General features: G+C 37.2%; 13 protein-coding genes. 5 read left to right on the forward strand and 8 right to left on the reverse strand.

Annotated elements, in window-relative coordinates; all coding sequences use genetic code 11:
- Nucleotides 1–319 precede the first annotated feature (319 nt).
- The 3 genes from Q0794_RS11660 to Q0794_RS11670 all read right to left on the reverse strand — a co-directional run bounded on the left by Q0794_RS11660 (nt 320) and on the right by Q0794_RS11670 (nt 3,931).
- A complete protein-coding gene (locus tag Q0794_RS11660) occupies nt 320–1,399 on the reverse strand; it encodes a polysaccharide lyase family 7 protein (protein ID WP_298942078.1) in 1,080 nt (359 codons plus the stop codon).
- A 262-nt stretch (nt 1,400–1,661) separates the two neighbouring features.
- A complete protein-coding gene (locus Q0794_RS11665) occupies nt 1,662–1,949 on the reverse strand; it encodes a pyrimidine/purine nucleoside phosphorylase (RefSeq protein ID WP_113819433.1) in 288 nt (95 codons plus the stop codon).
- Nucleotides 1,950–2,020: 71 nt separating this feature from the next.
- Nucleotides 2,021–3,931 (reverse strand): ABC transporter ATP-binding protein, encoded by a 1,911-nt coding sequence (locus Q0794_RS11670; RefSeq protein WP_298942083.1) that lies wholly within the window; start codon nt 3,929–3,931, stop codon nt 2,021–2,023.
- 135 nt (nt 3,932–4,066) lie between these two features.
- Between Q0794_RS11670 and Q0794_RS11675 the strand changes: the two genes are divergently transcribed.
- Both Q0794_RS11675 and Q0794_RS11680 read left to right on the forward strand, forming a co-directional pair.
- Nucleotides 4,067–4,291 (forward strand): YheV family putative zinc ribbon protein, encoded by a 225-nt coding sequence (locus Q0794_RS11675; RefSeq protein WP_298942085.1) that lies wholly within the window; start codon nt 4,067–4,069, stop codon nt 4,289–4,291.
- A gap of 12 nt (nt 4,292–4,303) precedes the next feature.
- The gene (locus tag Q0794_RS11680; RefSeq protein WP_025563584.1) at nt 4,304–4,792 is read left to right on the forward strand and encodes a peptidylprolyl isomerase; all 489 of its coding nucleotides are present in this window, start codon (nt 4,304–4,306) and stop codon (nt 4,790–4,792) included.
- 178 nt (nt 4,793–4,970) lie between these two features.
- On the opposite strand, the gene Q0794_RS11685 is transcribed toward Q0794_RS11680, so the two are convergent.
- From Q0794_RS11685 to bioH, 3 genes are all read right to left on the reverse strand, one after another.
- Nucleotides 4,971–5,384: a hypothetical protein gene (locus tag Q0794_RS11685; RefSeq protein WP_298942088.1), complete on the reverse strand. Its 414-nt coding sequence runs from the start codon at nt 5,382–5,384 to the stop codon at nt 4,971–4,973.
- Between the two features lie 11 nt (nt 5,385–5,395).
- Nucleotides 5,396–5,671: a hypothetical protein gene (locus tag Q0794_RS11690; RefSeq protein WP_298942089.1), complete on the reverse strand. Its 276-nt coding sequence runs from the start codon at nt 5,669–5,671 to the stop codon at nt 5,396–5,398.
- 77 nt (nt 5,672–5,748) lie between these two features.
- Complete coding sequence (gene bioH, locus Q0794_RS11695; RefSeq protein ID WP_298942090.1) at nt 5,749–6,543, reverse strand: pimeloyl-ACP methyl ester esterase BioH; 795 nt, start codon at nt 6,541–6,543, stop codon at nt 5,749–5,751.
- A 68-nt stretch (nt 6,544–6,611) separates the two neighbouring features.
- On the opposite strand from bioH, the gene Q0794_RS11700 reads away from it, so the two are divergent.
- Nucleotides 6,612–7,358 carry a ComF family protein gene (locus Q0794_RS11700; protein WP_298942091.1) on the forward strand — a complete coding sequence of 249 codons (747 nt, stop codon included), beginning with the start codon at nt 6,612–6,614 and terminating at the stop codon, nt 7,356–7,358.
- Between the two features lie 172 nt (nt 7,359–7,530).
- Complete coding sequence (nfuA, locus tag Q0794_RS11705) at nt 7,531–8,112, forward strand: Fe-S biogenesis protein NfuA (RefSeq protein WP_298942092.1); 582 nt, start codon at nt 7,531–7,533, stop codon at nt 8,110–8,112.
- A gap of 4 nt (nt 8,113–8,116) precedes the next feature.
- On the opposite strand, the gene yjeH is transcribed toward nfuA, so the two are convergent.
- The gene (gene yjeH / locus Q0794_RS11710) at nt 8,117–9,391 is read right to left on the reverse strand and encodes an L-methionine/branched-chain amino acid transporter (protein ID WP_298942093.1); all 1,275 of its coding nucleotides are present in this window, start codon (nt 9,389–9,391) and stop codon (nt 8,117–8,119) included.
- Nucleotides 9,392–9,788: 397 nt separating this feature from the next.
- Between yjeH and Q0794_RS11715 the strand changes: the two genes are divergently transcribed.
- Nucleotides 9,789–11,552 (forward strand): DEAD/DEAH box helicase, encoded by a 1,764-nt coding sequence (locus Q0794_RS11715; RefSeq protein ID WP_298942095.1) that lies wholly within the window; start codon nt 9,789–9,791, stop codon nt 11,550–11,552.
- Between the two features lie 259 nt (nt 11,553–11,811).
- On the opposite strand, the gene glmU is transcribed toward Q0794_RS11715, so the two are convergent.
- Nucleotides 11,812–13,173, reverse strand: coding sequence for a bifunctional UDP-N-acetylglucosamine diphosphorylase/glucosamine-1-phosphate N-acetyltransferase GlmU (gene glmU, locus Q0794_RS11720; protein ID WP_298942096.1), 1,362 nt, complete (start codon nt 13,171–13,173; stop codon nt 11,812–11,814).
- Nucleotides 13,174–13,262: the final 89 nt, after the last annotated feature.

Below are 13,262 nucleotides of genomic sequence, written 5' to 3' on the forward strand. Positions count from 1 at the left end.
TTGCGCCTCCGTCCTTGTCTGTGCGGCGTATTATAGGGATAGCGAAACTATTCGCAAGCGTTTTATGATGATTATTTGTAAAAAAGTAACTAAATGGCTAATTAAACAACAAAGAGTTTGTTTTTCATTCTAAATAGTGGGATTTTTAGGTTTAAAGTGGAAGTTAATTGTATTTAATCGATATTAAAAATTAACTTTTATTGGCTATCAATGCTGATATTACAATAAATAATGCGTTATTCATTAATTTTAAAATAGTTAAACTTATAATTTAAGGCCTTTCACTTACATGAAAGACCTTAATGTCTATTAAGTTAGCTTATTGATCTAATGTTAATTGGTAAAAACTGACTTTTGCATAATCACCAGCTGCAATTCCATTGTTAGTACATTCAGATGATCCAACATTACATTGGTTATAGTTACCTGCTTTAAAGTACATCCAATCATTTGCATAACCTTCGTCGTATTCATTACCTCTATAATGTGGTTTCGACAAATCTATTTCTGCTGTTTTAACTTCTTCCCCTTGTTCTCCGATATTTTTAACAAAGGTTAAATGCATAATGCTATTTTCTACATTTACATTATATGAAAACACTTCACCTAACTTAATACCGTCCATTGGTTCAACTGAGCCTTCACGTAAATCATAAGCACCAAACACGTTATGATAAATATCTTTACGTTTTGAGTAATTATCACCTGTCGCATTTATTTCATAACGCCAATACAGTGAACCGTATTCATGACCGGGTAATTTACGGTATACAATTTTTAAAGGTTCGTTTTTTGAACCATGAATTTGGCCTATGACAGTAGAGAAAGCACCGTTTTTATCTGCGTTACCGCTCGTACTTACCCAATCTACTGATAATGTTGCAGATAACTCTCCACCGATTGAGCCATAATCTGCTGCATCGGGGTTAGCGGCGATTGCAAAATTGTTTTTTGGATCTTTATACGACTTGGCTAACATAGCACGTAATTCACTACGCGCATTTTTGCTGTTTGGTGTTGTCATTGCTTTGTTCGGAGTAGCAAAAACCATCGCCCCGGTTCTTGCATCTGTATAAAACCAATCAGAATGAGTATAAGGATTGGTAGTACTTCCTAGTTTTTGAGCAGAAATTTCCATGACTTTGCCTGCACGACCAGGTTTGTCATCTTCCATTGGTATATTAATTTTCCATTTTGTAAGGTCAAAGTTTTGAGATGGTGCTTTGTTAGGATCTAGTTTAGTAATTAATGCTGTTGTATTAGCAGATGGAGGTAAAGGCGTTGTTGCATTAGCAACTTGTCCTGTTACATAATCGCTTTTATTTACTTCATTAGCATCGTTACTTGCACAACCAACTAACAAACTTGCCACAAGCGCACTTAAATATATTTTTTTCATGAGAATGCCTACTCTATTAATATCAACAAAAAAACTTGAAAGGCAACTTATAATATTATTGTATTATTAATTGTGATCTTCTTGGAAAATATTAAGACTTAATATTCAATAGATAAGAGGTATATGATTTTTTGTTAACTGTGTGGCATTAATTATTTCTATTCAAAAAAGAAGAAGTAAATAAAAGCGAGGAAGGTTATTGGTTAGTAAAAAGGAGCCTAAGCCCCTTTATGATTTTCTAATATTAACAATGTGTTAAATATTATGCTTTATATAAGCAAAGGTAAGCAGTTTGAACGACAACTTTAACATCAAAGCTTGAATTTGCTTCTACTTCAAATGTTTCACCTGCTTTATAAGTTTTCCACTCAGTTGTATCAACTAAGCGCACTGTTAGGCTACCACTTACTACTGTCATATATTCATAAGCACTAGTACCAAATGTGTACTCACCAACTTCCATTACGCCTACTGTTGCAGGTAATGTTTCGCTTTGGAATGCGATTGATTTAACGTTACCATCGAAATATTCATTTGCTTCAAAACTCATTTTAATCCCTTTTTTATTTCATTTACTGGTGAATCATTGCGCAGAGAGTATGGCGAAGCTGCACCTAAAATTCAAGTTTCCAATTCTGATTGCAGTGTTTCTATCTGTTCTTGCGCATCCATCCATAATATTTCAGCTTCTTCCAACTGCTCTTTTACTTCGCCCTGCTCTTTTAAAAGATCGGTTAATTTCTTTTTATTCTCTTGCTCATAAAGCGAACTATCACTTAACTGCTCTTCAATCTCGGCTACACGAGCAGAATGAGTATCCATTTGCTTTTCAGCGCTGGTTAACTGCTTTTTAAAAGGCGTTAGTTTTTTACGAAATTCCGCTTCCAATCTTTTTTGATCTTTACGGTTTGCACTCACCGATACCACTTTTTCTTCACTTTGAGCGGCTTGTTTCTCAATACGTTGTTGGTCAGATAACCATTGATGGTAATCATCTAAATCACCAGAAAAAGGTTCTACTTTTTTATCGTGCACTAAATACAGGTCATCGATAGTTGTACGTAGTAAATGTCGATCATGCGAGACCACCACCATTGCACCTTCAAATGCTTGTAATGCGACGGTTAAAGCATGGCGCATTTCTAAATCAAGATGATTGGTTGGTTCATCGAGTAATAAAAGGTTAGGTTTTTGCCATACTAGTAAAGCTAAAACCAAACGTGCTTTTTCTCCGCCGGAAAATGGTGCAACAATATCAAAGGCTTTGTCACCTTGAAAACCAAAGCTACCTAAAAAGTTACGCAATGGCAGTTCTTTTTCATCTGGCGCTAAACGCATTAAATGCTGCATTGGGCTTTCGTCTAAATGTAAAAATTCTAATTGATGCTGTGCAAAGTAACCAATTTTTGCATTTGTGTTTATTTCAATCTTGCCGGATTTAGGCTGAAGCTGATTTGACAGTAATTTAACTAAGGTTGATTTACCCGCACCATTGCGACCTAACAAACCAATGCGACTACCAGGGACTAAGTTTAATTTTATTTCATCAAGAATTAATAGATCGTCGTATCCTGCACTGACTTTTTCCAATGTTAATAATGGCATTGGCAGTGCTTCAGGTTCTCGGAATGAAAAACTAAATTGATTATCGAGATGTGCAGGTAACAGCGCTTCCATTTTTTCAAGGGCTTTAATACGACTTTGCGCTTGCTTTGCTTTATTGGCTTTATAACGAAAGCGATCAATATAGCTTTGCATGTGATCCATTTGCGCTTGTTGTTTCTCGTAAGAAGATTGTTGCTGCATTAATTTTTCAGCGCGTTGACGCTCAAAGCTAGTGTAGTTACCGGTATATTCAAATAATTTATTTTGCTCGATATGAATAATTTTATCGACAATGCTATCAATAAAATCACGGTCATGAGAAATCAGTATTAATGTACCTTGATATTGGTGTAACCATTTTTCAAGCCAAATAACTGCATCTAAGTCGAGGTGATTGGTCGGTTCATCGAGTAATAATAAATCTGATGGACAAAGTAGCGCTTGCGCTAAGTTTAAACGCATACGCCAACCACCAGAGAAATCACTAACCGGCCTTCCTTGCGCTTGTTCGCTAAAACCTAACCCTGCTAATAATTCTGCAGCGCGAGACTCAATAGTATAACCACCAGCATTGTCCAATAAGATATGCATTTCAGCGATTTTAGTGCCGTTATCTTCAATTTCAGCCTGTGTTAACTTCGCTTGTAGGGCACGAAACTCAAGGTCACCATCGATAACATATTGCAATGCATTAGTATCTAAAGCAGGTGTTTCTTGAGCAACACTCGCTAAGCGCCAGTGATGTGGAATAGTTAAGTCGCCAGCATCAACTTGAGACTCTTGTTTTAATAAGGTGAAGAAGCTCGATTTGCCACAACCATTGGCACCGACTAAACCTACTTTTTGTTTTGGGTTGATGGTTGCACTGGCATTTTCAAGTAAGGCTTTTCCGCCTCGGATAAATTCGATATTAGTTGCAACAATCATAAATTCAGAGTCTCAATGTAAATCAGGTAAATTAGAGCAAGATAATAACGAACTTTACAAACTTGAGCCATAACTACTGAAAATGAGTGCTAATTTGTTTATCATTACGTACTTTTTGTCATTTGTGATTTATATATGCCTGTATCTAAAAATAAAAAACGCTTCATCGCTGGAGCTGAATGTCCACAATGTAAGACTATTGACAGTATTGCTTTGACACTGGAAAATGCAGTTGAGACTTTAACCTGCGTCGCTTGTGATTACACACAAACACAAACGCCTGATCAGGCTAAATCAGCAACACGTCAATTTGAACAAATAATTGGTGTTTTTGATCCCTCTGAACCCGATAAAGAATAGAGAGAAATAACAATGAAAATTGAAAAAAATTCAGTAGTAGCAATCCACTTTGGTGTTGCAGAAGTTGACGGTAATGCACTTGATAGTACAGAAAACGGTAGCCCACTTGAGTTTATTCAAGGTGCACAATATTTAGTACCTGGTTTAGAGAAAGAATTAGAAGGTAAAGAAGCGGGTTACAAATTTGATGTTAAATTAGAAGCTGAAGAAGCTTACGGCCCTTTCCAAGAAGAGTTAGTTCAAGAAGTACCTCGTACTTTATTTGAAGGCGTTGATGAAATTGAAGTCGGTATGTCATTTCAAGCAGAAACGGAGCAAGGTCCTCGTACTGTAGAAGTCACTGGCGTCACTGAAGAAAATGTAAGTATCGATGCAAATCATCCTCTAGCGGGTATGGCATTACAATTTGTTGGTGAAGTTGTTTCTGTTCGTGCCGCGACTGATGAAGAAATGTCACATGGACACATCCATTCAGCTGAAGGCTGTGGGCATTCTCACTAAATTTAATATCACTTTGATGATTAATAACTGCCTTATTAAATAGCTTTTATTAAATCACCTTAAAGTTATATTTAAAGCCTCTCATCTATACAGGTGAGAGGCTTTTTTTATGTCTATTAAAATAACGATAAAAAATGATGGGTAAACGGTTAGGTAAAGAAAAACTTATTAATAGCGGCTAAATACTGTGGCTCATCACAGGTTCAGGTATTGGTAATACAGCATTAGTATATTTAGCCTGAATCACTGACATCACTTGTTTGTAATCTGAAATACCACTTAACTCCACAGACAAAGAATCTATTTCCTGGGATGAAAGTTTCAATTTACTAGCAAAGAAAAAATCACGCCTTTGATTAGAATTAGTCGGCTGATCTTGTTGCTGAGAGCCTTTATGGTTGTCTTGAATGATTTGTGACGATTGATGGGCGACTTGTTCACGCTCTTGTTGATCTCGCATTTTAGCGTAAGCGTGTGCTTCTTCTGTTTTAGGAATAGCAGATTGTAAATGATTTTCTTGACGCAGTCCCTCGGCAGCTTGTGGAAAAGGCGCTGCAGCAATAGGGGGAAGTTGAACATTTACGTTAACCATAGTGGTTTAGGTTAAACGGACACATCGATAAGTGAACCAACCATTTCGTCAGCCGTCATAATGACTTTCACAGAAGCTTGAGCTTGTACTTCTGCCAATTTCATATTAATGACTTCTGCTGTAATAGGCCCAGAAACATAACTGTTTGCAGTTGGTGCTTCAGGCATCACATTTTGTGCTGTATTTTGGCTTGTCGGATTGGCAATACGCTGACTAGACTCAGTCATTTGTTGAGACGCATTATTCAAACCATTAACACCCGATGAAAATGCTGAATTTATTTCCATAAAGGACTCCTAATAAATAATAGCTATTACATTATGGCTATTATTTGAACAAAAATAAAGCTTAACTGTAAAACCTATCACTCAATAAAACTAATTAAAGTCGCTTTAAACAGATTAGATTCGCTGATAAATGGCATGTGGGAAGACCTCTCAAAAATAACCTGTTGATTAGATGGATTTAACTCAAGCAAAGTAGCCGCGTTATTCATTGGTACTAAATTATCTTTTTCCCCAAAAATACTTAAACATGGCATGGTTAATTCACTAAACTCCGTTCGTAAATCCACTTCATTTAATAAATCTAAGCCAGCAATGAGTGCAGATTGTTTAGGCTCAGGTTGATCCACTAATAGATTTTTAATCGTAGCAATATCGGTTTTAACGGAATCACTACCCATCGATTGTAAAGACAAAAATCGATTAAGCGTTTTTTGGGGCTGATTAGTTACCCCTACCTTAAATGCTTCAAATACTTCTTTTTTTACACCTGACCATTGCCCTTGCTCTACAAATTTTAATGATGCACAAACTTGAATCAACTTTTCAACGCGATCAGGAAAGTGGTAAGCGACATAAGTTGCTATTAACCCACCTAACGACCAACCACACCAAACGGCATTTTTAGGCAGTTTATCTAATAAGGTTTCAGCAATAGAAGCTAAGGAATAATCAGTCAATTCAGGCTGTTCACCAAACCCAGGTAAGTCGACTAAATGCACACAATAATGTTGGCTCAGTTGTTGAGCAATAGGTAACCAAACTGCACTATTAACACCCCAGCCGTGTATTAACACAAGATTTTGTCCTGAGCCTATTATCTTATAATTGACTTGCTGTTTTATCTGCTCATTAATTTTGTGTTCTATACTCACTATTACCTCATTCAATTATCACATTACTCAACTATTACCTAACTATCACTTTATTCAAAGGATCTGGTTTGCGATATTTTCTACGCCATGTTTATCAACAGAGTCGAAATTTATTGGAAGCTTGTTTACCAAGCCGCTGTCTACTGTGTCATTTATCGAGTAACCAATCACTTATCTGCCAATATTGTTATAGCGCTATATTAACAGAGAGACCTTGCTGTTTACATTGCGGTTGCGGATTAGTTAATTCGCAAGATTTTTGTGGGGAGTGTTTAAAGCATCCTTTTTATTTCCAACAACTACACGCGATCGCAAGTTATCAATCCCCCTTTCCTGAATTGATAAAACAATTAAAATATAACAATCAATTATTATATGCTGATCTATTGGGTTTATTACTCGCCAGTAGTATCAAACAACGCTACACCGCAGAGCAGCTCAAGGAAATTGATTTTATCATTCCAGTTCCTTTGCATATTACAAAGCAGAGAAAGCGAGGCTTCAATCAGGCACAGTTAATTGTTGATGCTTTAATTAAACACCTGCCTTTACCGACAATTGTTAACACACCACTTATTCGTAATAAATTGACTCATGCGCAAGAAGGCTTAAATCGAAAACAACGCACCTCTAATTTAAAGCATGCTTTTTCACTAAGCGAACAATCTTCGATAGCATTGAAGGGAAAGTATATTGTACTAATTGACGATGTAGTCACCACAGGTGCGACTATTAATAGCTTATGCCAGTGTTTATTAGCGGCTGATGTGAGTAGGATTGATGTATGGTGTATTTGCCGGACAGAGCTAGGGTAATCACACTAATCGATTGTATTAATAAAGAATACTGATTATAAAAGTGCATTAAAAGTCACTTAGAAAACAATCCTTTCTTTTATTATTTGTTGCAATTTCACTCTTTCCTTTCTTATTGTATTCAATTCTCGTTATAATGACCCAGTAAATTACTCAAGCATAAAGGTTTAACATGATCGAAATTACTCCAGTTGCACAGGCACACTTCGCAAAATTACTAGAGCCACAAAAAGAAGGCACTAACATCCGTGTGTTTGTTATTAATCCGGGCACACCAAAAGCAGAATGTGGTGTATCTTACTGCCCACCAGAAGCAGTTGAAAGTAGTGATACACGTTTGAGCTTTGAAAGTTTTGATGCATTAATTGATGAAGTTAGTTTGCCATTCTTAGATGATGCATTTGTTGACCTAGTTGAAGAAGACACAGGTACACAATTAACATTAAAAGCACCTAATGCAAAAATGCGCAAAGTAAAAGCAGATGCGCCATTATTAGAACGTGTTGAATACGTTATTCAAATACAAATCAACCCACAGCTAGCGAGCCACGGTGGTTTTATTAAGCTAATTGAAATTACAGAAGACAATGTCGCTATCATTGAATTTGGCGGTGGTTGTAATGGTTGTTCACAAGTTGATTTAACGTTAAAAGAAGGCATTGAAAAAGAGCTACTTGAAGAGTTTTCAGGTGAGCTAAATGCTGTACGTGATGTTACTGAACATGCTCAAGGCGATCACTCTTTCTATAAGTAATCCCTTAGCATGCTTTGATGCGGTTATTGGTTCTATAAATAGCCGCATAATATATTGCTAATATTGACACTAATATCAGTGCAAATATCATCTCCTTCCCCAACGCAATAAATAACACTAAGCAAGTGATACTTGCAATAACGGCCATCCACTTCCCTCTACCTTTTAACAATACAACGCCAGCAATACCAGCAGCTAAATAAATTAAAATAAACAAACCATTAGCATAAGCAATTAAAGTTTCTAATGAGACATCGAGAGATTGACTAGCCAACAACACGAGACAGCAAAGACTCACCGAAAAACTTAATCCCCAGTAAGCAACATTATGCTTATTGACACGGCTACAATTAGAATGAATTTGATCCTGTTTAGCCATGCTTTGTAATAAACGAGAGAAACCAACAAAATATAAGCTAATAGAAATAAAACAAGTACAGAAACCAACTAGGTTCACTAAGATATAACCTTTATTACCTAAGCTTGCTTCAACTAAATGAACAACAGAATTAAGATTTTTCTCTTGATCGCCATAAAATCCCATTTGCAATAAACTCAGACTGATCAATCCATAAACCACTAAGGTAATAGTAATACCGATAAATATAGTTAATGGAAAGTCTCGTTCTGGATGTTCAAAGTCATCGGCAATATGGGTAATGGCTTCAATACCTAAAAAGCACCAAAGAATAAAAGTCGCCGCTAATGCAATATCACTTATATTAAATTGAGTGTCAGGTAACTGTAATGAATGCGTGAATTGAGTATCAATAGAAGAAAATAGCAAAGTACTAACAATAACGACACTGAGTACAGATTGAATAATCGCCGCCGTTTTTAGCCCCAAGAGATTAATCATTAATACTAGAGACAAAATCGCTACCGCAATCATTAATCTAAAATCAGTTTCAATCGAGATAAGGCCGGCTTCTATTAAAGCATTCTGCAAAAAGTTAGACGCGGTCATAGTGATCACTGGCGTCCCTAACGCCACCACCCAAATAAATAACCAACTGACGAGCCTTGCACTACGTTCACCAAATGCTTGTTGCACAAAATAAGCGGTACCACCTGCATTAGGGTAAAACTTACCTAACTGCGCGAAGGTAAAAACAATCGGCACAATGAGAACGCCCATGATTGCCCATGCTAATAAAGACCAACTTCCTGCGATTTGTGCTGCAATGGCTGGAATAATAAAGACACCTGAACCTAATAATGCAGAAACCAGCATAGCAACACCTTGTGCTATCGATAACTTATGTGATGCTACTGCCACTTTTTCACCTATCCGTATGATTTAAAACGTTGCCTTTATAACCTACTTTGATATCAAATTAAATAAAAGAAAAATCAAGCGTTCCTCTAAATATAAAAACCACAATAAAATTATTGTAATTAATGTCCCTATACAGCAGTTAATTCATAAAAAACGTGCGGTTTGTCAAAATAAAGCGAGCATTTTATACACAAATACAGTAGAATGCGCCTCCCTCGCACACGGATCCATCTAAAGCGAAGCATAATATTCAGAGTAAACCTACTACGCGATTGATTTCGCAATAAATTAATGGACATGTTTAACGACATTTAACTTGTTAAACTGATGTAGGTATAGGCTGAATTTAACGCACATTCGAGTAATGTGCAGCATTTTATAAACTCATGAGGCCACTATGTCAGAGTCAGAAAACACACAAGTAGTAGAAGAAGTCGCAGGACCAACTTTTAAAGATTTAAACTTACCAGAAGCATTAGTTCAAGTTGTATCAGAAATGGGTTACGAAACACCATCTCCGATTCAAGCACAAACAATTCCTCACCTATTAAGAGGCGAAGATGTTTTAGGTCTTGCACAAACTGGTACGGGTAAAACAGGTGCATTTGCACTGCCTTTATTAGCAAACATTGATATCAGCAAGAATCACCCACAAGTATTGGTATTAGCACCAACTCGTGAATTAGCGATTCAAGTAGCAGAAGCATTTCAATCGTACTCTCGTCATATGCGTGGTTTCCACGTTATGCCTATTTACGGCGGTCAAAGCTACAACATCCAATTTAAACAACTAACTCGTGGTCCACACGTAGTTGTTGGTACGCCTGGTCGTATTATGGATCACCTAAAACGTAAAACATTAGATTTATCAAACCTAAAAACATTAGTACTTGATGAAGCTGATGAAATGTTACGCATGGGTTTCATTGATGACGTTGAAACGATCATGAAAGAAATGCCTGAAAAGCACCAAACTGCGCTTTTCTCAGCAACAATGCCTGATCAAATTAAACGCATTACTAAGCGTTACATGAACAACCCAACAGAAGTTAAGATCAAAGCTAAAACATCTACTGTTTCAAACATTGAACAAAAATGTTGGATCGTACGTGGTGTTAACAAGCTAGATGCATTAACACGTATGTTAGAAACTGAAGAGTTTGACGGCGTAATCATTTTTGCTCGTACTAAAACAGCAACCGTTGAATTAGCAGAACGTTTAGAAGCACGTGGTTACCGCAGTGCAGCACTAAACGGTGATATGAATCAACAAACACGTGAACGTACTATTGCACGCCTTAAATCAGGTGGCTTAGATATCTTAGTAGCAACAGATGTTGCTGCACGTGGTCTAGACGTTGAACGTATTAGCTTAGTAGTTAACTACGACATCCCAACAGATACTGAATCTTATGTTCACCGTATCGGTCGTACTGGTCGTGCTGGCCGTACTGGTAAAGCAATCTTATTTGCTGCACCACGTGAGCGTCGTTTATTACAAGCAATTGAACGTGCAACTCGCCAACCAATTACTATTATGGACCTACCAACACGTGATGAAGTAACTCAAACACGTATTGATAACTTCCAAAAAACATTATTTGCAACGTGTGAAAGTGAAGACTTAAGTTTCTTCCGCACATTGTTTGAGCAAATTAAAAATAACTCTGAAATCGATGAATCTGATATCGGTGCTGCATTGTTATTAATGGCTCAAAAAGAAAAACCATTACAACCGGTTGAAGAAAAATTTGTTGAACCTCGTAGTAATGATCGCAACGAACGTAGTGATCGCCCTCGTCGTGATCGCAACGACCGTAATGATCGTAGTGACCGCCCTCGTGGTGATCGTCCTGACCGTTCACGTAACGATCGCAACGAATCTCGTGGCGATGATAAACCGCGTGGTCGTGGACGTCCTACTGACGTTGAACTTGAAATGTTCCGTTTAGATGTTGGTCGTGAGCACGGTGTTCAAGTTAAAAACATCGTAGGTGCCATTGCAAATGAAGCAAATATCAATAGTCGCTTCATTGGTGATATTCGTCTAAATGACGATCACTCAACCATTGAATTACCAAAAGGTATGCCGGAAAACACATTAGCGCATCTTCGCAGTGTGCAAGTATGTAAACGTCCGTTAAACCTTAAAAAAGTCTAATTTAATTAGACTTTAGATGAAGGAGGCCTCGGCCTCCTTTTTTTATATCTGTCATTTCAGCTCTCCCTTTCAAACTCCCCTCTAGTCTAGACTCTCGATTTCTCATTAATTAAAATTGATTACGTAATTAATGATGCAACAAACAAGAATCAAAACCCCAAAAGAAAGTCGAATAAATATATCTATTAACCACAATCCAATAAAAAAGGCCGATAACCTACGTTACCGACCTTCTAAATATCTGACTAAAAGTGAAGTTTTATTTTTTCTTAACTGGACGCGTCCAACCTTCAATATTGCGTTGTTTAGTACGTGATACACATAATGTATTATCAGGAACATCACTCACGACTGTTGTTCCCGCACCTGTTGTCGCACCGTTACCAATCGTTACTGGAGCAACGATTTGACAATCACTGCCAACAAATACGTCGTCACCGATAATGGTTTGATGCTTATTAACACCATCGTAATTACAGGTGATCACACCTGCACCAATATTAACCCCGCTACCTACTTTACTATCGCCAATATAACTTAAGTGTCCACATTTAGTGCCAACGCCTAACGTTGATTTTTTCACTTCAACAAAGTTGCCAATATGTACTTCATTAGCAATCACAGTATCAGGGCGGAGTCGTGCGAAAGGCCCGATCGAAGCATTTTCACCAATACTGGCTCCTTCAATAATAGAGTTTGCTTTAATTTCAGTGTTATCAGCAATTTCACAGTTCTTTAGAATACAACCAGCACCAATTTTAACGCCATAACCTAACGTCACTTTACCTTCAATGATAACGTTGATATCGATATCAACATCTTGACCACACGTTAATTCACCACGTAAATCAAAACGAGTTGGATCACGTAACATCACGCCTTCTAATAATAAGTTATTCGCATTTTGTAACTGAAAAGCGCGTTCTAAATTAGCAAGTTGCAAACGGTTATTCACACCTTCAACTTCAAACGCATTTTCAGGCTGAACCGTTTCAATAGAACAGCCCGCTTCATGTGCCATTTTAATAATGTCAGTAATATAATATTCACCCGCCGCATTATCATTAGATAACGCAGGTAACCAACGGTTTAAATCGTTAGCGTTTGCGACAAGAATGCCCGTGTTCACTTCTTTAATCGCTAACTGCGCGGGGTTTGAATCTTTCTGTTCAACTATACCCACTACTTTATCGTCAAGACGTTCTATACGACCATAGCCTGTAGGATCGTCTAGCGTAATGGTTAACAATCCAATACCACCTTCTGGTTGTACTGCAATTAACTTCTCTAACGTAGTCGCTGATAATAAAGGCACATCACCGTAAACCATTAATATTTTTTCATCTGCTTTGAAGTGTGGTTGTGCAATTTGCATTGCATGTCCGGTACCCAATTGCTCAGTTTGCTCAATCCAATTTAAACGAGTATCTGCAATATTTTGCTTCATGATGTCGCCACCATGTCCGTAAATTAAGTGGATGTTGTCAGCACCAATACCTTTAACAGTATCGATAACATGTTGCACCATCGGTTTATCTGCAATTTTATGTAGCACCTTAGGTAAAAGAGAACGCATACGGGTACCTTTACCAGCGGCAAGAATAACAACACTTAAAGACATAATTGAAACCTTAATAAACGGAATAATAAAACATCTATTTTAGCTGAATTTCAACTAAGAACGTATAAGAAAATAAAATTAACAGGTTT

It is taken from the genome of uncultured Psychromonas sp. (assembly GCF_947489755.1).
GTDB lineage: Bacteria > Pseudomonadota > Gammaproteobacteria > Enterobacterales > Psychromonadaceae > Psychromonas.